Annotated in this window: 13 protein-coding genes; 2 read left to right on the top strand and 11 right to left on the bottom strand. The window is 64.0% G+C overall.

Annotation, left to right across the window (positions count from 1 at the left end):
• Positions 1-13 precede the first annotated feature (13 nt).
• The 7 genes from GEMMAAP_RS04525 to GEMMAAP_RS04500 all read right to left on the bottom strand — a co-directional run bounded on the left by GEMMAAP_RS04525 (position 14) and on the right by GEMMAAP_RS04500 (position 9,766).
• Positions 14-3,088 carry a SusC/RagA family TonB-linked outer membrane protein gene (locus tag GEMMAAP_RS04525; RefSeq protein ID WP_026850070.1) on the bottom strand — a complete coding sequence of 1,025 codons (3,075 nt, stop codon included), beginning with the start codon at positions 3,086-3,088 and terminating at the stop codon, positions 14-16.
• A 348-nt stretch (positions 3,089-3,436) separates the two neighbouring features.
• Positions 3,437-4,681 (bottom strand): TonB family protein, encoded by a 1,245-nt coding sequence (locus GEMMAAP_RS04520; protein WP_026850071.1) that lies wholly within the window; start codon positions 4,679-4,681, stop codon positions 3,437-3,439.
• Positions 4,682-4,825: 144 nt separating this feature from the next.
• Positions 4,826-6,670: a GSCFA domain-containing protein gene (locus GEMMAAP_RS04515; protein WP_026850072.1), complete on the bottom strand. Its 1,845-nt coding sequence runs from the start codon at positions 6,668-6,670 to the stop codon at positions 4,826-4,828.
• A gap of 10 nt (positions 6,671-6,680) precedes the next feature.
• Positions 6,681-6,830, bottom strand: a complete 150-nt coding sequence (locus GEMMAAP_RS20725) for a DUF5989 family protein (protein WP_169804577.1) — start codon at positions 6,828-6,830, stop codon at positions 6,681-6,683.
• Between the two features lie 3 nt (positions 6,831-6,833).
• The gene (locus GEMMAAP_RS04510; protein ID WP_145978999.1) at positions 6,834-7,262 is read right to left on the bottom strand and encodes an SxtJ family membrane protein; all 429 of its coding nucleotides are present in this window, start codon (positions 7,260-7,262) and stop codon (positions 6,834-6,836) included.
• Positions 7,263-7,273: 11 nt separating this feature from the next.
• Positions 7,274-9,034, bottom strand: a complete 1,761-nt coding sequence (locus GEMMAAP_RS04505) for a carbamoyltransferase family protein (protein WP_026850074.1) — start codon at positions 9,032-9,034, stop codon at positions 7,274-7,276.
• A 54-nt stretch (positions 9,035-9,088) separates the two neighbouring features.
• The gene (locus GEMMAAP_RS04500) at positions 9,089-9,766 is read right to left on the bottom strand and encodes a hypothetical protein (protein WP_026850075.1); all 678 of its coding nucleotides are present in this window, start codon (positions 9,764-9,766) and stop codon (positions 9,089-9,091) included.
• 263 nt (positions 9,767-10,029) lie between these two features.
• On the opposite strand from GEMMAAP_RS04500, the gene GEMMAAP_RS04495 reads away from it, so the two are divergent.
• Together GEMMAAP_RS04495 and GEMMAAP_RS04490 are read left to right on the top strand one after the other, a co-directional pair.
• A complete protein-coding gene (locus GEMMAAP_RS04495) occupies positions 10,030-12,153 on the top strand; it encodes a GWxTD domain-containing protein (protein WP_043581073.1) in 2,124 nt (707 codons plus the stop codon).
• A gap of 77 nt (positions 12,154-12,230) precedes the next feature.
• Positions 12,231-13,418, top strand: a complete 1,188-nt coding sequence (locus tag GEMMAAP_RS04490) for a hypothetical protein (protein WP_026850077.1) — start codon at positions 12,231-12,233, stop codon at positions 13,416-13,418.
• 703 nt (positions 13,419-14,121) lie between these two features.
• On the opposite strand, the gene GEMMAAP_RS04485 is transcribed toward GEMMAAP_RS04490, so the two are convergent.
• The 4 genes from GEMMAAP_RS04485 to GEMMAAP_RS04470 are packed head-to-tail and all read right to left on the bottom strand — an operon-like array spanning position 14,122 to position 21,389.
• Positions 14,122-15,249 carry a hypothetical protein gene (locus GEMMAAP_RS04485; protein ID WP_145978998.1) on the bottom strand — a complete coding sequence of 376 codons (1,128 nt, stop codon included), beginning with the start codon at positions 15,247-15,249 and terminating at the stop codon, positions 14,122-14,124.
• An 11-nt stretch (positions 15,250-15,260) separates the two neighbouring features.
• The gene (locus GEMMAAP_RS04480) at positions 15,261-15,962 is read right to left on the bottom strand and encodes an outer membrane beta-barrel protein (protein ID WP_026850079.1); all 702 of its coding nucleotides are present in this window, start codon (positions 15,960-15,962) and stop codon (positions 15,261-15,263) included.
• Complete coding sequence (locus GEMMAAP_RS04475) at positions 15,959-17,071, bottom strand: PorV/PorQ family protein (protein ID WP_026850080.1); 1,113 nt, start codon at positions 17,069-17,071, stop codon at positions 15,959-15,961. The genes GEMMAAP_RS04480 and GEMMAAP_RS04475 overlap by 4 nt, the downstream gene beginning before the upstream one ends.
• 10 nt (positions 17,072-17,081) lie before the next feature.
• Complete coding sequence (locus GEMMAAP_RS04470; protein ID WP_158514731.1) at positions 17,082-21,389, bottom strand: hypothetical protein; 4,308 nt, start codon at positions 21,387-21,389, stop codon at positions 17,082-17,084.
• Positions 21,390-21,408 lie beyond the last annotated feature (19 nt).

Here is a 21,408-nt window from a genome sequence, read left to right as displayed (position 1 = left end):
GTAATCAGCGGGATCAGAACGACACGTCGATCATCGCCGTGATCGTGCGGAAATTCGGGTACCGGAAGCCGTCGATGCGGAAGTTGAAGTCGCCGCCCGAGGTTGCTTCGGGGTCGAAGCCCGTGTAATCCGTCCACGTCAGCAGGTTGCGACCAACCACCGAGAACTTGAAGCCGTTGGCCAGGCCGTTGATGCCAACCTTCCGCAGCAGATTCGGCGTGAACTGGTAGGCCACGCTGAGCTCGCGGAGACGCGCATAGCTGCCGTCTTCGACGAAGTGCGAGTTGGCGCCAAGGCCGTCGTACAGACCACCCGAATACCAGGCGAGTGGGCGACGATCGGCTTCGGGACGGTTGCCCTGTCCCTGCGTGCCGTGACGGCCGTCCTGATACATCCACTGCTTCGTGAAGTTGTAGATGTCGCCGCCCTTCACACCATCGATGAGCGCGTACACCGACAGGTTCTTGAAGCGCAGGTTCTGCGTGAAGCCGAACGAGAAGTCGGGGTTCACGTCACCAATCACAACCTGATCGCTGCCGCTCTCATCCTTGAACGCGATGGGCGCTTCCGAGCCCAGACCAAGGCGGCTCTTGAGCACGACGTAGCCGTCGCTGTTCATCGTGTACAGCGCCGGATCGAGGTTCTGCTGCGCAACTTCGTCCATCGAGCGGAGCCACTTCTTGCCGTAGATGATGCCGAGCGCTTCGCCTTCCTTGTAGAAGAAGACGTTCTGGCTCTGCCCACCGGCACCGACGCGGAACGGGGCGCGGCCGAGCTTGTCGATGCGCTGACGGGTACGGTCGGCGGTGAAGCCAATGGAGTAGCCCACGTCCTTACCGTCATACAGACGGGTCTGGAGCGAGAATTCCCACGTCTTGGCCGACACGGTCGCGGCGTTCTGCACCTGCGACGTGAAACCACCCGACTGGGCCAGCGACAGCGGCACGTTCAGGAAGGCATCTTCGGTCTGACGAGCGGCGTACACGAGTTCCGCGTCAAACTTGTCGAGGAACGTGACGTTGAGGCCGTATTCGTTTTCGGTCTGCGTGGCCGGCTTCAGGTTCTTGTTGCCGAGCTGCGCCTTGCTGATCTGCCCCTGCGACACGTTGTACGTCTCGTACTGGTCAAAGAAGCCCGGGCGAACACCGGCGGTACCGCGCGAGGCGCGGAGACGGCCTTCCTGGATGCCGGGGATCTTGAGGTCTTCATTCCAGCGCCACGAGCCGGACATACGGTAGAAGCTCGCCCAGCGCGTGGCCGCGCCGAAGAGCGACGACGCGTCACGACGCACGAGGAAGTCAGCGACGTACTTGTCCTTGTAGTCGAACGCCTGCGACACGAAGTAGTTCTGCGCGTTGCGCGTCGTGCGGCTCGAGCCAACGAAGTTGTTGGCCGGGTTCACGGCGTCAAGGTCGGGCACACCCACGACGGTGAGCACGTTACCCGACGCGCTGAAGCCGTTGTTGGTCTGCTTTTCGAGCAGGTACGTGGCGCGCGTGGTGGACTGCAGGTTTCCGAAGAACAGCTTGCTGGCGATGATGTTACCCTGAATGTTCTCGGCAACGTTCACGCCCGTGGAGAGACCAAGGCTACCATCGGTCGGGAGGCCCGACGAATTCAGGAAGCCCTTGAAGTCGTACGACTGGCTGCCCGTGTTGGAGCGGTCCGTGCCGTACTGGCCTTCGATGCGCAGCCAATCGGTGGGACGGTAGCGCAGGTTGGCCGAGCCAAGGAAGCGCTCGCGACGCAGCTCGAGGGCCGAGTTCTTGAGGCCATAGAGCGGGTTGCCACGGGCGTTGGCGGCCCATGACGGCAGCACCGGGTTGAACTCAACCGGATCGTTCGGGCCGTTCGGGCGCGTCAGATCGATGTCGGGCGGCGCCTGCAGCAGGGCGAACCAGCCCTGGCTGTCGTTCGGATCGTAGTCATTGCGGTTCAGCGAGTACGTGACCGACGTCCCGAAGTCCACCTTGCTGTTGATCTGCTGGTCCACGTTGGCGCGGGCCGACTGACGGAACTGGCCCGAACGGAACGGCAGCACGCCGGCGTTGTGATCCGACGTGAACGAGCTGTTCAGGTTGGTGCCGCCGCGGCGGTAGCCCACCTGCACGTTGCTCGAATAGAAATTGCCGTTGCCCAGCCATTCCTGCAGCTGGTTGCGGTAGCGGCTGTCACCCGTGGTGGGGTACACGTTGTCCGAAATGAGGCCATCGAGCGGACGCGCGCCAGCGGTCGTCTGCAGGATGGAGCCATCGGGGTTGAGCGTGTAGTTGTGGAACTCGTTGAGCGGCACCCAGCGGTTGAGCGCCGAGTTGCCGAATTCTGAACGGACCGAGACCCGCGTGGTGCCGTCCTTGATGTCCTTACCACGCTTGGTGGTAATGGAGAGCACGCCGTTGGCAGCGTCGGAGCCGTAGAAGGCCGACGCGGCAGCACCCTTGAGGACTTCGATGGACTCGATGTCCTGGGCGTCAATGTCGGCGATGGAGAAGCGCGTGATGACGCCGTCGACAATGATGAGGGGCGCCGAGCCACCAACGCCGAGGTTCGTTGAACCACGGAGACGGATAGCCGGGGCCGCACCCGGGTTACCAACGCCCAACGCCACGCGCGCACCGGCAACCTTACCGGCGAGGGCGGCGACGGGCGACGAGGCCGGCACGTCCTTCAGCTGTTCGGCCGAGACCTTGGCCACCGAGAACGGAAGCTTCTTGACCGACTGACCGTCGGCGGTACCGGTCGTGATGACTTCGTTGAGGCGGAACGGATCGGACTTCAGCTCGAAGTTGATCGTCTGGTCGCCAGCGCTCAGGGTGATGGTCTTGCTGAGCGGCGTATAGCCGATGAAGCGGGCCGTCACAACGACCGACTGGCCGGTGGCTCGACCGTTCGGCACGGTGAGTGAGTAGCGACCCTGTTCGGTCGCGATGGCGGAGAGCCCCATCGTCTGGATGGCGACGGTCGCCGGAATCGGCGCGCCGGTGCCCTGCGTGGTGACGGTGCCGCGGATGACCGCCTGCTGCGCTTGCGCAGCGGCCATCGGCGACATCAGAAGCACAATGCCGGCCGCTGAACGCAGCACGCGCATTGCTGACTGTGCGCTTCCCATCTGTTGTCCTCTTCTAGGGGGAGTTACGAGCGGTCCTGTGGGGGGACCTGTTGGTCACATCGGTCGGCGTACCGCCGCGGACGCAACCCCTGCTGTTACTGCTACAACACCGTCGTTTCCTGTCGCGTCACCGTGACGTTCCGGGACCTAAATGTGACGATGCCGACACAAGTAGCGGCAACCTAAACGGCCACCTGAACCCGCCGCAATGTCATTCGTCCCTCCTTCACTGGGGCTTGACGCGGCCCGCGCAGTGGTTCAAAGCATTTCCGACTTGCCGTGCTCCGGCGTCGGCCGTAATTCCGCAACCTCTTTTACTGAAACACCTTAGCGATTGGCAACCACGCCTGTCGGCGCCGGCGGATGCGTGAATTCGATGGTCAGCACCACCAATTGCGCCACTGGAGACTGTCCCTTGATCGCGGCGTCCCATTTGGTAGGCACCAGCGCCTGCATCACGGCCGCGCCAAAGGGGGCATGGGTGGCCGAGATCACGGCCAGGGTCCCCCAGTCAATGCGCCCAGTCCGATCGATGACGAACTCCACGGTAGCCTGTCCGTTCACTCCGGTGCGCCACAAGACTTCAGGATAGTCCACCTCGAGGTCGCCATTGGTCAGGGTGGCGGCGGTGTCCACCTGCTCTGCCGTCAGCACCGTCCCCGCGGCCAACTCCTTGAGCAATTCCGCCCGTCGTTCGTCGGTCCCTTTGGCTTTGGGCGTCCGCGCCTGCGCCGGACGCGACCAGACGGCCACCACGCCGCATTGCTCCAAGCCGCGCGGCCCCATCAGTTCGGGGGGCACGGAGTTCGACGACAGATAGATCTCGATCCCTTCCACCATGTTGAGATCTATCGATTCAAAATCGAAGTCGGTGGCCGAGGCGGCGAACCCGTCTATGAACACCAGCGGCTGACACGTGCTGGAGCGGAACCGTACCAACCGGCCGGCGTTCACTCCGCGCGGCGGGGTCCCAATCCGGACCCCGGGGATTCCCCGAAAGGCGTCGAGCATACTGCGATTGCCCGATTGCTCAATACGTTCACGGGTGATGAAATACCCCCCGCGCTTGGCGTCCAAGCGGGCGCGGTAGCCCGCCAGCCGGCTGTCCGATGGTTCGCGTCGTGCGTTGACGGTGAGCACGGCCATCTCCTGCGGAGCGCGGGCCAACGTCCAATCGGCGGTCGCCGCCCCTTGCCCGGACACCGCGATCTCCCGCTGGGTGGCGAGATACCCGATACGTCGCACCCGCACATACACGGGGCCCACCGGCACACCGCTCAGGATGTAGCTGCCGTCGTCCTTGCTGCGCACCACCGCGCCCGATGACAACCACTGCACCTCGGCGCTCGCCACCGGTGTTCCCTGGGCATCACGCACCACGCCGCGGATGGTGCCAGTTTGCATCACCGCGCGACGCACCGTCCCACGAGTCGCCCGGGCCAGCGATGGCGCCCCCACCGTGCCCACCAGCACCACCGCCAGGAGCAGCCCGTGCAGCTGGCTGCGTATACGCAACGCGGTGTGGACTCGCATGGGCTTCTCCTGAGCGGGGACGGTAAGGGCCTTAATCATGGTGACCGTACGCAGGCCGGGAAAGCTTGGTGCCAAGCCGACTCGTCCGCGGCGCGGTGATCTACCTGAACTCATTACCCACACGCAAAACTCAGAACTGATCAGTGCCGGGTACTGGGTTGGAATTCGGCGTTTGAGTCGTCCTTACCGTGGCAGGCCGAGCACACTGAGTAGCTGCGGCAGCGCCGGGAACTGCGGGTGCTGGCGCTGCAGCTCGCGCGCGGTTTGTTGCGCACCTGCCAGGTTGCCGGTGAGCGACTGGGCGAGGGAGAGCTGGTACAATACATCCGCGCGTGATCGATCCAGTTTCTGCGCGATGTCCAGCATCGCGAGCGCCGCGGGCCAGTCCTGGCGGTCGCCGGCAATGCGCGCGCGCGCGACCGCCAGATCGGCGGTGGGCGCAATGGCCATGGCCTGCACGAACTGGGAATCGGCCTCGGCAAAGCGGCGAGCCCGAAACAGGGCTGCCCCGGCCAGGGTATGCGGTTCGGCAAAAATGAACTGATCGCCCGCCAGCCCCAGATACTCCTGAATCGCCTGTGCGGCATTGCCGCCCGCCTCCAACCGACGCGCCAGTTCGAGCTTGGCAAACTCCCACGGACGTGCCCCACCGGCCACGAGAAACGCCAGCGAGTCGGCGAAACCGGTTGGGATGTAGCGCCCACGGTAATCGCCCTGACTATCCAGCGGCACAAAGGGCCAGCGCGCCCCCAGCGCCGCCACACGATGCGCGGCAATGCGCTCGTCGAAAGGGGTCACGGCCACCCGGCGCTCGTACTCCACCATCGGCCGCACGCGTGCGGCCTCAAACGTGGTGCCGGGAGGGGGCGTTTCGATCATGGCCTGCAGAAAGGTGCGTGCCAACAACTGCACACCATCGCGGTTGGGGTGCACGTGTTCGAGAAACAAGTCACGTCCGGGCACACCCACCACACTCTGCGCGGCGAACGCCTCAACCATGGGCACGTATGTCACCCCTGCGGCGGCGCGCTGCACCACGCGGCGAACGACCGAATCAAACACCGAGGGCGCACGGAACCGTACCACGTCGAGGTCGCGGGCCCGCACAAACGCCGTGCGGGCCTGAACGCTGTCACCGGCCTGTAGCGCCCCCTGCGCCGCGCGATAGGCCTCCCGCGCCGCGCTGTTCCCCGCCGACGCGAATGGTGGCTGGTCGCGCACGTTGCTGGGCGTCGAGGCGACGTACAGCGGCGCACCGGCCTGCACCATGCTCTGCACGATGCGTTCGAGATTCTGCTCGAATTGCTCCACCCCAACGCGATACTCTGGCGAGTCCGATGCGACTTCCTTGCCGCTCGTGACCGACTCCATGAAGCTCGCCGCCGCCGGATCGATGGCGCCGGCCGCACCTCGGGCTCGTCGTTGGGCGACAAACCGATTGAGCGCTCGCACCGAGCGCAGATGTTGCAACCGCACGAAGAAGCGCGTGAGCGCCGGACTGGCGGACAGTCGGATGCTCGCGCCGGCGCCGAGGGCCCCCACATACTCGTTGTGTCCGCCGTAGTACAGCACCGCGTCAGGGTGCTGCGCGATGACTTCTGGGAGGACATCCAGCATGGCATAGCTGTTCGTGGCAGCGATGCCCAACGTGATCACCTCTACGTCGCGCCCCGGCAGCGCATCAGTGAGCGCCGCATCCAGCAGCCGGGCAAACGAACCGGTGCGGGGATACGGAAACCCCTGCGCCGACGACTCGCCCAAGACGAACACCCGAAAACCATTCGGGGATTTCTGCGCTCGGAAGAATTCTGGGTTGGGCGCCGGTGGTGACGCTTCTCCGGGAAACCAGCGGGCAGCGACGACCGGGTTGGGCATGAGCCACGCTCCATTGCCCGCCGCACTCGGAATGAACAAGGGCATGGCGCCATCGGTCCACAGCAAACGTGTGGCGCCTTCGATCACCCCAAACAGCAGAAACGGCAGCGCCAGCGCGACGATGGCAAATCCGCGTGAACGTTTCGACGTCACAGGGACCGCCTCAAAAGATCGAGTAGATGAGCGGCGCCAGTACCGAGCCCTGGGCCAGCACCACCAGCGTGCCGAGCGCCACGAAGACGAGCACGATCGGGAGTAGCCAGAGCTTCTTGTTGACGCGCAAAAAGGCGAAGAGTTCGCGCAGCATGGTCATGCGTCAAAACTGCCGTTCCATGGAGGCCCGCGCCACATCCGGCGCAATGGGCGGACGGGGCACCCAGTACGAGAGGGCCTCCGGATCACGCGCCAGGGGACTGCGCGAGAACGTACGCCGCAGGAGGCCGATGGGAACAAAGGCAACCACCCATAACAGGGTGAAAAACAGTGGCGTCGTAACACGCCCCAGCAGGTGCCCGAAGGCCATCCACCCGCGCGAGAGAGGCGCAAGCACGGTGGGGGCCAGCAACCCGGCCGTGACCAGCAGCAGCCCGACGGCCGCGACTCCCTGCGCAGCGCCCAAGGCCGCGCGCCACCATGCAACGGCAGCCACCACGAGCAGCGCCGGCCCCAGCGTGAGGCCAAAGCGACGTGGTGAGGGCACGCTGTCGGCAGATGCCGTCATGCGGTCTGCGGTGCGTTCCTTCATTTGGTGATCCATCAATCCGGTTCCAGCGCGATGTTCCAGCGCGCATCGCCAAGTGTGGGCTGCGTAGTGCGCGTCACGAAGTACGGCGGAATCGCCAGGGCATCAATGTCCGTCCGCATGAGACAGGCGAACGCCTCCGCCGGCGTATGTACCACCGGTTCGCCACGGATATTGAAACTGGTGTTCACCAGAACCGGACACCCCGTCAGTTGATGAAACGCCTGCAGCACGCCATGGAAACCGGGGGTACGATCAGCCGTCACGGTTTGCACCCGTGCGGAGTGATCGCGATGGGTGATGGCTGGCAGAGGCGGTGCGTCGGGTTTGACCGGCACCACCTGTAACATGTACGGCGACGCATCACCGTCGATCCCTTCGAAGTATTCGTGCGCATGCTCCGCCAACACGGCGGGCGCAAACGGACGGAAGCCCTCGCGCAATTTGATGTGCGCGTTGAGGCGCTGCTGCATGTCGGCCGGTCGCGGATCGGCCAAAATGGATCGTGCGCCAAGAGCACGCGGACCAAACTCCATCGGCCCGTCGAACCAGCCAACGATGCCACCACGCGCCAGACTTTGCGCCGCCCGCTGCATGACGGCCTCGCGCCCCAGCAGCTCAACCTCGGCGCCGGCGGCGTGCAACTGCGCGCCAATTTCCTCGTCAGAAAACGATGGGCCGAGCAGGGCTCCCTGCATGATGTCGTGATCGCGCACCGGCCGGACGCCGCCATAGTACCGGTGCCATGCCAGCAGGGCCGCACCAAGCGCCCCGCCGGCGTCACCAGCGGCAGGCTGGACCCAGAGGCGATCCACGATCCCCTCACGCCGCAGTGTGCCATTGGCCACCGCGTTCAACGCGACGCCACCGGCAAGACAGACATCGCGACAGTCGCTGTACTGCACCGCGGTACGCACCATGCGCTGCACGATCATCTCCGTCACCACCTGCACCGATGCGGCGAGGTCCATGTCGCGCGGCGTGATGGGCGATTCCGGCGTGCGCGGCGGCCCGTCAAAGAGCGCATCGAAGTGGGGGGTGGTCATGCGCAGCCCGTCCACGTAGCCAAAGGGCTTCCGGTGCAGGCGGAAGGATCCGTCGTCGCGCAGGTCCACCAGATGCGTGAGGATGGTATTCACGAAGCGCGGCGTGCCGAATGGCGCGAGCCCCATGAGCTTGTACTCGCCCGAATTGACTTTGAAGCCGGCGTGATAAGTACACGCCGAATACAGGAGCCCCAGCGAGTCGGGATAGCGCAGTTCATGCGTGAGGCGCAACGTGTTGCCTTCCCCGACGCCCATGCTGGCCGTCGCCCACTCACCAACGCCGTCCATGGTGACAAGCGCGGCCCGCGGAAAGGGTGACGGGTAAAACGCGCTGGCCGCGTGCGACTCATGATGCTCGCACCAGAGCAGTCGGCCCTCGTAGCCACCGAGCCCGCGGCGAATGGCGCCATTGAGATCAATCTTGTCACGGGCCCAGAGGGGTCCGCCCTTGAGGAACGCCCGCCACCCGCGCGGCGCCGTATACAGCCAGCTTTCGAAGAGCCGGTCGAGATGCAGGATAGGCTTTTCGTAGAAGGCCACCGCGTCGAGGTGGCGGGCGTCCACCCCGCCCTGCTGTAGACACCAGGCGGCCGCCTGCGTGGGGAACGCCGCATCGCCCTTGCGGCGCGAAAACCGTTCTTCGGACGCCGCGGCCACGATGACGCCATCCTGCACCAGGCAGGCGGCGCTGTCGTGGAAGAACGCGGAGATTCCGAGGATGCGGGTCATGGCGAGCGGAAGTTAACTGCGACCCGCCATGGCCCCACCCCGTGGCACGTGCCGTTAGCGGCGCGCCAGCCCGGCCGGCGTCCAGTTAAAGCCAATGGCGACCGTTTCGTCGGTCCCCACCAGATCGGAGCCGCTGAACGAGGCCGACACCCGGACGCCGAACTGGCGGTTCACCTGCCAATGCCCCCCAACGTCAAAGTTGGCGCTCAGGTTGGTGCGCGAGTCGTTGTTGCGGCCGCAGCGGCCACAGGCATCCACCGAGAGGCGGGGATGCACGAAGGGGGTGAGCGACATGTTCTGCTCCAACTCAAAGGTGTGCCCCACACTCACGCCAAGCGGCACCCGAAACACGGTGCTGTTGCCCCCAAATGCGGCACCCACACCCGCCGTGAAGAGCACGTCGAGCGGCTGATCGTTCGTGGCCCGAGTCAGCTCCTTGCCCAACCCGCCACCTACGAAGAGAAGCGGATCCACGCCGCCCTCGGGGTCGGCAAAGCCGGCATCGAGCTGCCAGTGCAGTCCCTTTCCGGCGCCTTCACGCCACTGGAACAGGAATGAGGTGCCGGCCCCACCGACAATCCCCGCGGTATAGTCGCGCGTGCTGGCGCGCGGGGTCTGCATGGAGGGGTAGTTGTAGGCCTGCGCGCCGGCCGTGGCTGCCGGGACGGCCACGGACAGCGCAAAGGCGGAGGCACCAACGGCACACACGCGACGCCACGAAAAACGCACCATGCTCAAATTCTCCTTGGGACAAGAGGACGACGATGCCACTTCTGGTGTTCCGCGCGGCACTGCCATGAGATTATCCTGCTACAGTGGATGCTACTACCTCCCCGCCGGCTTTCGGGATCCGTACCGCCCCGAACTCTCCTCGTCAGACACTGACCGCGGTTGCCGTAGGGCTGTGTCTAAGCTGCCTGTTGCCGCACCACCAGCTTCATGCGGCGCCGTCAGCGGTTCACCTTCAGCCTCCGGCGGCTCGCTCACGCTCATACGTGACAACCCCGGAAGTGGATTCGTTGCTTTCGGCGGCGCGCGCCTCGGTCGCCGCTGGCGATACCGCTGCCGCGCTCAAGTCACTGGAACACGCGCAGGACCGGGCCCCGCGCAATCCCGAAGTGCTGTATCAGCGTGGCGTGTTGCTGGCGCGCAGCACATTTCTCCGGGTTGGTGATGTACCTCGCAATTTTGTCGCGTGGCGTTTGCTCGACCGCGCCTCCGAGCTCGATCCGCAGAACGCGCGCTACCTGCTGGAGATCGGGCGAATCCGACTGCTCACCCCCCTCCTGCGCGTGGAAGCCGAACGCATCATGCGCAAGGCGCTGCGGGTCGCGGAAGAGCAGCAGGATCAGGCGCTCATTGCCGAGATCACCTGGGAGATCGGGCAGATCAAGGAGCGCCGGTATCTCACGGCCAAAGACCGCTATCTGGTGGCGAATGCCGGCCTGATGTTCGACCCCGACGAAGCCATGCTGCGCCGTCATTACACGCGGGAGTTTCTGGAGTCGAATGCGCGCCCCATTCCCAATGTAGGTGCCACTGACCGCACGGAAGCGGAAGAAATGTACCGCCGCGGGCTGGCGGCGGTACCAACGTACGAGCGCAGTGCCATTGGGTTGCTCGGCCTGTTGTACGACCAGAAACGCTACGAAGAGATGCGGCGGGTGGTGCGCCCGTTCCTCGACGCCCGTACTGGCGGCAGTGATCTGCGCCTCGCGGCGGGGCTGGCGGCGTACCGTGTGAATGATTTCGCGGCGGCCGACACGCTGTTTGAGTCGGCCTTGAAGCTCCTGCCTTTGGAGGAGCGCGACGCCATGACGAATCTGGGACGCATTCTCCGACGACGGGACTCGGTGTCGTATGATGCGTTGTCGGCGGCCGATCGGCGCCTCACCGACTCGTCGTATTGGGAAGCGGCCGACCCGTTGCTGGAAACCCCGGAGAACGAAGCGCGACTGGAGTTTCTGGCGCGGATTGCGGTGGCGGAGCTGCGCTTCACCAGTGTGGACATGCGGCAGGTGGGATGGCGCACCGATCGCGGTCTTATTCTCATCCGGTACGGAGAGCCTCCGGTTGTCGCGACGTTCGCCCCAACCAACTCCGCCGATTACGCCGAGACCACCGGGCGCATCACCATTGTGTGGTACTATCCTCGCAAGGATCGGCAGTTCGTATTTTCGGCTCCTCCGGCCATGAACTACGCTACGTTTGCAGGGCCCATGCGTGGACTGGCCGAAGAGTCGCGCGAGGATGCGCCCTTTCTGCTCGACAATGTGGATGCGTTGCGCGCCATTGATTCAGTGGCCGTGCAGGTGTCCCGATTCCGTGGGGCGAACGACAGCACCACCCAACTGGTCGTGTCGCATGCATTCGACCCTCGGCGGTTGTACGGTGCGGTGGAGCTTGATCAGGGGTCGTTGTTCACCAGTCTGTACATCGGTCGCCCGTTGAACTTGAGGCAGGTACAGCGCGATACCGTGACGCTGACGCTGCCGGCGTCGGGGCTGTTCACGCGCACGTTTGTGCAGGGCGTACCAGCCGGCCCCATTCGCGTCCGGGTCGAAGGGAACGACGCCAACGTGTCGGGCGCGGTCGCACGGGCGCACATGGAGATCGACATTGCGCGGGCCCGTCGGGATATTCTCGAGATGAGTGACGTCATGATTACCGAACGGGTCACCTCGTCCGACGACCCGCTTGGGGGCTGGCAGCGTGCGGGCATCATTCCCAAAGGCGACCTGACGATGGCGCAGCGCGAGCCGTTTTCGGTGTACTGGGAGACGTATGGGTTGCGCCCCTCGCCCGAGAAGCGGCTCAAGGCCGAGGTGCGTTTCCGGGTAACGCTGGTGGAAATCGATCGCAGCAATCGCAACGCGTCGCTGCGCTTTCTGCTCGATGCGGCCGACTTTGTGGGATTGACCCGTGAAGGGAACGAGGAACTCACGGTCCGCTTCACGCGCGAGATGCCTGCGGGAACCTCCGAGCGTACCCCGATGGTAAACACCATCGGGCTTGGCACCTCCCCGGCTGGCCTCTATCGCCTCGAGGTCGTCATTACGGATCTCGTCTCTGGCCAGACGGCACGTTCTGCACGTTTCTTCCGCGTGGCCCGCTCATGACCTCCTTCCGTTCTGCTCGCGGCCAGTCGCGAGCCTCCTCACGACCGCCTACGGCGGCAGCCTTCGCAGCTCTGCTCATGACCGCGCCGTTGTTCTCGGCAGCGGCACAACGTGCTCCGGAGTCCACCCGGGCGCCGTTGGGGGTGTCGGAAACCATGGGACCACTGCCCAACGATCACCGCTTCCGCTGGATGGGATTGGGGGCAACCGTTGGTGCGGCCCTGGCCTTCGGCTATCACCACGCGAGTGATCGGGGCGAACGGGCGGGGCAGTGCGGGGCCTGGGACTGTGCCCTGCCCTATCTGAGCATCAGTGGGGCGCTTACGGGCTTATTTTTGTCGCGTGAACTGGCGGCGCAGCGACGTGCGCTGGCGCCGCGCGCCGGCGATGCGCTGTCGTTCAACGCCGCGCGCCTGAAGCTACCGGCCGAAGCCTTCGCGCTTACCGTGCTCGACTCGTTGGTCTTCGCGGCCACCGACAGTGGTGTTCAGGTGGTCACCGCGGCGCCGCGCCCGGCGGCGTTGCAGCGGCGAGGCGGTGGACTGAGCCTCATTCGCCAGGTGGCCGTGAATGGCCGTGATTCCACGCTGCTCATTGGTACCGGGACGGCACTCTGGCAAACACCCATCACGGCCGGCCGGTTATCGCGGCTATTGCCAGGTGCAGTTGATGCGCTGGCCGCCAACGAGGACATCATCCTGGTCGCCGAGGGGCAACGCTTGCAGATCCGTCACCTGCGTGACGGACAGCCGCGTGTGGACACGGTGGTGGCGCCTTCCAACGTTTCGGCGGCGCACTACGACGCCACAGCCAAGCGCTGGTGGGTGGCCACGGACTCCGCATTGTACGAAGTCATGATACCACCTGCCGGGAGCAGTGCATCGCCCGTGCTCGCGGCGCGTACGGCCACGGGAACCAGAGTGTCGAGTATCTCCAGTGGCAACAATTGGATTGCGGCCGCCGTGGGTACCGAGGGGGTCATCATCTGGCCACGCGGGAATCTCGCGGCACAGCCGACAGGGGTGCAGCAGGCGCCGTGGCGCCTCAAGGGGGAACCTCGCTTTGCGTTCGACCTGGCGTTCATGGGCGACGATCTGTTTGTTGCTGGTGGCGTGGACGGGGTCACACGCATCAGGCTCTCTCCCTCTCCCACCATCCTCGGCGCATCCCGTCAGGTCGCGTATGCGACGTCTATCGTGGCGCGCAACGGCGTGCTCTGGGTGGGTGACCGTAGCGGCAGTGGGCTGGTGCGGCTGGTACCGTAGCTCTTCGTACCTCCACAGCTCCGCACCTCCGCCAATCTGGTACGGGCCTGAACGAAGGAGGTGTGGAGATGAAGAGGAATGGAGCACTGCTGCATTTCAGTTTCTCCTCACCTCCACAGCTCCGCACCTCCGCCGATCTGGTACGGACCTGAACGAAGGAGGTGTGGAGATGAAGAGGAATGGAGCACTGCTGCATTTCAGTTTCTCCTCACCTCCACAGCTCCGCACCTCCGCCAATCTGGTACGGGCCTGAACGAAGGAGGTGTGGAGGTGATGAGGAGTGGAGCACTGCTGCATTTCAGTTTCTCCTCACCTCCACAGCTCCGCACCTCCGCCGGAGCACTGCTGCATTTCAGTTTCTCCTCACCTCCACAGCTCCGCACCTCCGCCGATCTGGTACGGACCTGAACGAAGGCGGTGTGGAGATGAAGAGGAATGGAGCACTGCTGCATTTCAGTTTCTCCTCACCTCCACAGCTCCGCACCTCCGCCAATCTGGTACGGGCCTGAACGAAGGAGGTGTGGAGGTGATGAGGAGTGGAGCACTGCTGCATTTCAGTTTCTCCTCACCTCCACAGCTCCGCACCTCCGCCAAACTGGTACGGGACCTAACGAGGTAGCTTTGGATAAAAACAGCACGGGCGCCGAGGAAGGAATCCTCGGCGCCCGTGTTTTGTTTTACTTCGCCCAATCAACCGCGGTGTTTAGCGGAACGAGATGGACGACGGGTTGTTGACCAGCATCACGACGTTGGCACCCATACGACCAGCCGGTGACAGCTTGTTTTGCAGCGTCACGTACGTCCACGCAAACTCGCGCCACGGCGTGCCGTTCACGACCGCGGCGGGAATGCTGTCGGACGACACCCGATGCTGCGAGGCAAAGATGACCGGCGAAGGCGTGCCGAACATGTACTGCGGATCAGTGATCTGCGTGTCGGCGTCAAAGAAGCTCAAGCGCCCCGGGAACGGCGTGGCCTTGTGGCCAAGGCTGACCGTATCGATGAAGCGACCGAGTGTATCCGTGCGGATGGTCCACGCTTCGTAGTAATAGCCCACCGGCGGACGATAGTAATTCGAATCGTTCACCGTGTAGATGGCGCCGCGCACTTCGATGCGGCCACGCGGGATGATGAGCGTGCTGGCGGAAAACGCCGCCGGACCAAATGCCGCGTTGGCCGCAGTGGACGTCGCAAAGACGTATTCACTGGCCAGTCGTGAGTTGTAGTTGCCGAAGCGCAAGCCACCCGTAATGCGACCACCAACAGCGGCCGACTGGCTGCGACGCGCCCAGAGCGGACGGCGCGTGCCCGGCGTGGCGCCAGCGGTACCCGTTTCCACGGACACCAGCACAAGGTTGGCCGAGTCGGCATTGGTCATGCCGATGGCCGCACGTGTGGTGGCGAAACGCATCAGGCGGTTGGACCCACCGGTGGAGAATTGATTCACCGTACCCAACGACGCGGACGTGGTGGTGAATACCGGATCACCCTGCGCGTTGAGCGTGGTGTCGGTACGCAGCACCGTGAGCGTACCCGTCGCGCGAACGAACTTGGTAGCGGAGTCGTTGCCGACCCACACCACATAGTTGCCGCCCGAGAGGGAGTCGAGCCCGCCCAGTTCCACAATGATGGAGTCGGCGGCCGGATTGGCCGACGCGATGGGGGACGTGGGGAAGATGGCTCGGCCGCGAGGCAGGTTGGACTGGCTCTTGATGAGGTTCTGCCCAAAACCGCGAGCGCCGATCGGCTCCGTGGTAATGGCGCGCTCCTCACTGCAGGCGGCGGCCACCACCACCGTGAATGCAACTGACGTCAGGACTGCGAGACGCATGGGTTTCATGATTAGTTGCCCCCGATGTTGCCGGGGATGTACCGGAAGCCAAGGGACAGCATGAAATTGGCCGCCGTGTTCTTCGCCGCCGGCACGGACGGGAAGTCTTCCGGAAACACCGTGTTCGGATTGCGCCCGGCCGTGGGATCAATGAACCCACGGTCAAAGTTCCGCATGGTGAGCTGGCGTGCGTCAATCTGGATGCCACTACGCTCCGTGAACTTGATCGACACACCACCACCCAGGGTGTACGACGCCGAGTTCTTGATGGCGGCCTTCCCGTTGATCTGCGTATCGAGCAACATGGTATAGGTGCCGAACCCGCCCATGACAAACGGGGTAATGCGCTTGGTGGGATACCGCGCCACGCCGAACGCGCCGATGTGAATGGTGTTCACCGGCTGTCCGACGTACTGATAGTAGATGGTGTCACCACCACCAGCCGTTGGATTGCCGTAGCGGAGTCGCGCCACAAAGTCTTCACGGTGCGTGTTGCCACGCGTGACGTCCACCGAGACACCCGTGCCGAAATACTTGTTGAGCGAGTACTCGGTATCGAGACCAACGAGGCCAGCCAAATCAAGACTCGAGGAGCGCTCCGGCGTGACCGTGCCCAGTCGGGTGGTTACGCTGAAGCGTTTGTCGGCCACCTGCGCCTGCGCGGTCGTCGCCGCCAGTGCCACCAAGGCGGCCGCAAGCATCACACGTTTCATCGGCCCACCTCGAAGGAGAAGATCTGAACGTTCTGCAGTGCGCCGGCACCCTCATAGGAGTAGTCGAAGCGCACATTGCGACCGAGCAGAGGCACCCGGAGGCCGAAGCCACCAGCCAGGCCAAGCGTGCCGGCGTTATCGATGCCCGTTTCACGATCATCGTTGTACATCCGCTTGCCGCCGCGCACGAAGAACATGTTCTTGTACGCGTACTCCACGCCGAGTGCATACTGGGTGGAAATGTCGGTACCGTCGGTCAGCGTCAGTTCGGCGTTGACGGCGTTGTTGCCACTGCCTTTTCCGAACAGCGCATCGGCGCTACCGAGAATCTGCGAGCCAAGCGAGAACTGGAAGGTCACGGGAATTTCCGTGGGGCGCGTCCACAGATCCACACGACGGCCTTCCTGCAACTGCGAGCCGTCGGTGGTCTGGATAACGCGCTGCAGCAGCGCGCCACCGGCGCGTGACGACCGACCCACGTTGCGGATGGCACCACCAATGGTGACGCCATACAGCCCGGTGTTGAATTGCGTGCCGATGTCCGCCGCCACCCATGCCGTGTTGGCGTCGGTGATGCCTTCGGTGATGTACTTGAGCTGCGTGCCGATGTTGAGGCGATCCGTCAGACGCTTGGCATAGCCAAGGCTGGCCGCGGTGGAGGTCCACGCAAAGGTGGACCCACCGAGACGCTCACCGAAGGGATTGGCTTCGGTGGTGCGCTTGATTTCGCCCGACGACAGTGAATTGACCGAGAACCCTACCACACCGCCCAGGAGCGGAATGGAGGCGGCGGCATACGACTGCGTGAGCCCGAGGTCGCCATAGAGGTTCTGGTAGCCGCCCGCGAAGGAAATGATTTCGCTGGTGGCCGCCCCTGCCGGGTTCCAATACCAGGCGGTCGGACCGTTCACGGTGCTGCCGATGGCGCCGGCCATGGCGCCCCCTCGGGCGCCAATACCGATATGAAGGAAGTTGGCGCCACGCGTACCCTGACGCGTGGCCTTGGTTTCAGGCGTCGGAAGGAGACCGCCTGGACCCTGGGCGCTCAACGGCGCTGCCAGCAGGGTCGTGGCGGCTCCGAGTACGCCGATGTTCCGTATGATCTTCATCTCGACTCCGTTAGCGGATGATCACGAACTTGCCGCGATGCACCTGGTTCTTGCCCCGCTCACCAGTGGCCGTCACGACGAACAGATAAAGCCCCGATCCGAGGTCGATGCCCTCGCGTGTACGGAGATTGTACGCCAGATCGCCCGAGGTGGAGTTGTTGCCGGATCGCAGGAGATCGCTGGCCGTCCACTTGAGTTCCTGGAGATACTGCCCGGAGACCGAGTAGATGCGCAGGGTGCCTTCATCGGGGAGACCGGTGAAGACGATGTTGCCCACCGACGTCCGATTGGCCGGCGTCACGTCGTCCACGTCCGAGCGGACGATGTACGGGTTGGGCACCACGCTGATCTTGGACAGCGTTTCCTTGGTGATCTCGTTGGCCGACGAGAACGGCGTGGCCACCAGTGCCTTCACCGAGCGCGGATCGAACGTCTTGGTGAGTTCGAAGAACTGCGACCAGTTGGCCGCCACCGGCAAGTATCCACCAGTAGGCGTGGCACCGCGCGTATTGATCACCAGCGGGTTACAGGTCTGCTGGTCAAACGTGTTGGTCCGCGTACCACTGGACGTCGCGTTCGGTGTACAGGCAACGAGGAACTTGCTCAAGCCAATGGAGTCGGCCAGCACACGAATGGGGCGGAAGGCATTGGCGCCACCTTCAGCATCCGTGGTGAGGACCAGCGTGCGGGCACCGCCGATGGTCACGGCACTGTCCGTCGGTACGCGCTGAATGACATACAGCGTGTCACCCGGCAGCCAGAGGCTGTCGGGCACGTTGACCCGGATCGTGTCGTTGCCGGAACCCATGAGTCGCGTGCGCGCCTGTGGGGTGGCCCGGGCGAGCATGGCAAACTTCACATCTTCTACCCGACCGTCTTCCGGGTCGGTGTACTTCATAGTAAACGGCAGGCGCACCCGCACCAGCGGACGGGCCGTGGTGGCCCCGATCATCGCGTTGTACTTCGCGTCGGTGATCGTGCTGTTGGTGGCCAGTGCCGCCATCGCGTTAAGTGACGTATCGATGGTGGCCTGCAATGCCTGGGGCGGATCGAGACGGAAGGGTGCCTTGGGGCCCCACGGGTCCGTCTGCCACGTCAGGGTATACGCCCCACCCTGTACACGCTTGGGCAAGGTGTTGCCCGTCACCGCGGTGATAGGCCGCACGGTAATGGCAAACTGCTTGGCGTTTGGCTGGATGGTGTCGCCCGGCGCACGCACCAGGTAGTCACGATCGCGGACCGTGCCGGAAGGCAGCAACTCCTGACGCATACCGGTGGCCGCGTTCGAGCTGTCGCGCGAGCGGACCGTGTAGCCCGGGTACAGCGGCGAACTGAGCTGATCACGGTCGAAGTTGGCCGCGTACTGATCGCTGGTCATGTAGATGGGGCGTCCATCTTGCGTGACCCACACGTAGCCCATGCTGTTGGCTGGTGCCGATACCGTATCGACAAACAGACGCGAGGAGCCGGTGACACCACGTGCCGTGCCGGCGAGCAGCGCCGTGCCCACGCGCACCGGAATATTCTGCCCCACCGTAAACTGCTGCTCACGTGCCAGGAAGTTCACCACCCGCGTTCCAGTCGGCGACGTGGTGGCACTGGGTACGATGTAGCGGGCCGAGATGGTGGTGGACGCCGCACTCGTAATCGTGTCGATCGTCTTGCGGACGATGAACTGGTTGGCGAACACCATGCGCGTACGACCCGACGCGTCGTTGTTCACGTTGCCCACGATCACGTCCTGCGTCGCCTTACCGAGCACCGTGGAGGTATCCACGCGGGCGAAGGACCGACCCGCTGCGTTGGTGATGGGCGCGTACACCGTGATGGTGCTAGGCCCGCTGCCGGCCAACGCTGAGCTGATGGTGTCCTTGGTGACACTCAACGCATTCTGCACGTCGGTGCTGAAAAAGCCCGTGGCGCTGCTGTCCACGATGGCAAAGTCAGAGAAGCCGCGCGTACGGGTGACCAGCGAATACACGTAGGTCCGGCCGCCCATCACGAACTCCGACACGGTGGCCGCCGCCGGGATACCGTTGGCGTACGTCGTGGTGGCCCACGGACGCCAGTTGAACGCCTGCACACCGGCGTCGATGTTGCGCGTGGGCGCATCCACACACGCCCCAACGTTACCGCTGCTGGTAGTCCAGGTGTTGCCCTGGTTGCACGACTTGAAGATGTAGACCGCCGCCAGGTTGTCGTTGGCGCGCGCCGTCATGCGCGCCAGCAGTCCCGGGTTGAGACGCAATACGCGCCGCACATTGCCTACGTCGTCAATCGAGTCCTGCCGGATCTTGGCGATCGAGCGGAGCATGAACTGATCAACGGGCGAAATCTGCGGATACCGAATGGTGATCTGCGAACCCACCGACGCGTCGGCCACACCAGCGCGCGAGGAGTCCACGAACTCGGCCGACGCCACCGTATACGTAACACCCGGCGTGATGGTCGGAAGTGCAACGGGAGTGGGGCCGGCGTAGTTGGTGAGATACGCATTGAGCATCGCGTCCACGCGCGTGCGCGTCTGCAACGAGTCCGGGGCCCACGTAAAGGCGAACAGGAACTGTGTGGTATCACTCGCGCGCAGGCTGAAGGGGCCTGCGGTCAAGGTGTTCATGATGTTGCCCCAGCCACCATTGCGATAGCCGCCCGGGATTGTATCGCTCCACAACACATGGCAACCCTGACTGCCACAGCCAGGCACCGAAATGGTGTCCTGAATACCATCCTTGTTGTAATCCCACTTGCCGAACAGCCGGCCGGTGGCCGGATTGATGGTGCTGCCGGGAACGAACTTGTTGAATCGGGCCTGGTCGGCGTCGGGAACCACTCCACTCCATTCTTCCGGGCGAAACTTGTTCAGATAATCGGCAGCGCCAAGCTGAGCGGGGGTACGACCGTCGAGGTAGTCGGATTCGATACCCGAGACCATGCCGAACGCCCCGCGCATGCTGAACTGCAGGTTGTTGTTCCCGAAAGCACCCCACGCGGCGTGATTGTACGTAATCGTATCACCCGCGTTCGGATGGTTGGGGGCGTAGTACGGGCTGGACGGCTGCGTGAACAACTTGTTGCGCAGGTCACCCAACGGTGACTTGAGGAACGAGATAACCATCGCGCCGCCACCGAAACCGGCCGCCGTGCTGTTACACCCCAACGTCTGACCCGCGTAACGCTTGGGGTACGACGTGGCGTTACAGTTGCCGGAGGCACCGGAGCGCACGATGTACACCGATCCGTCTTGCGGCTGGAAGTACATGGCGTTGGCGTTCTGATTGGACGCCATGCCCGGGCCAAGGCCGTAGTACAACGAGTCGTAATCCACGCCCACGCCGTACACGTCGGCACTCTTGTTCACCATCGTCAACTGATACCAGATGGTGTTGCGCACCGCCGGATTACCGAACTGGAACGCTTCGAATTTGAACTCGATACCCATCGGGTACCCCTGTTCGCTCGGCGCGCCGGCGCCGCCAGCCACCACCGATCCGAAGCGCAGCTTCTGCTCGCGGTAATAGTCGGACATGAAGCCGTACAGCTGCTGCGTCCCGAGAATATTGCTGGGATCATAGGCCGTGGCCGGAATCTTCCACTCGTCCCACGAGAAGCCCGTGGGGTTGGCTTTGAAGCGATCGAGCCACGTCGCGTCAGGAATGACGGCTTTGCCTTTGAACCCTTCGGAGCCCCAGGTTTCCGGGCAATCCTTGGTCGCCAGCAGCGAGTTACCCAGGAAGCGGAAGGTGTTGGGGTTGCCGCGGCAGGAACCGTCGTTGGCCGAGGTCACGCCCGAGAAGGTCTTGCCGAACTGACCGTCTGCCGGTCCGAGGGACTTCTTTTGCGGACCAAAGGCAAAGGTGAAAAAGCCGGAATAGCCTGGGGAGCCGAGCATGGTACGCGCGTTGGGATACACGGCGCGAATTTTTCGCCAGTTGCTGGGACCAGACCCGCCCACAATGGGCATGGCAAAGTAAAACCCGCGCTGACTGGCTACGCAGTCCTGGCTGCCGGCAGCCTGGTTGGACACCGGGCCACCTTCGTTTTGCGTACCGCCGGTCATGTCGCCGGTGCCGCGGTAGGTACCGCAAGCCAGGTCTTCGCCGGCAAACAGGTTGAAGGCATTCGGGGCAGCGGAAAGCTGCTTCGTGACGAAGCTGCCGTCGGCACGCATGCTGTCGATGCTGGTGAGAGGAGGCGTGAGCCCCCCCTGTGCCTGCATCGTGGCTGGCACACCAAAGGCGCCTCCGGCGACCACCAGCGTCGCGGCCGCTGCCCGGAGGCGGCGCCGCGCGTCGGTCGCGCACAGGCTGATGGAATCCATGATGAAAGTCATCGTGCTC

Source organism: Gemmatimonas phototrophica (assembly GCF_000695095.2).
GTDB classification, from domain to species: Bacteria; Gemmatimonadota; Gemmatimonadetes; order Gemmatimonadales; family Gemmatimonadaceae; genus Gemmatimonas; species Gemmatimonas phototrophica.
The sequence above is the reverse complement of the archived record's forward strand: the minus strand, read 5'-3'. Positions and strand labels throughout refer to the sequence as shown.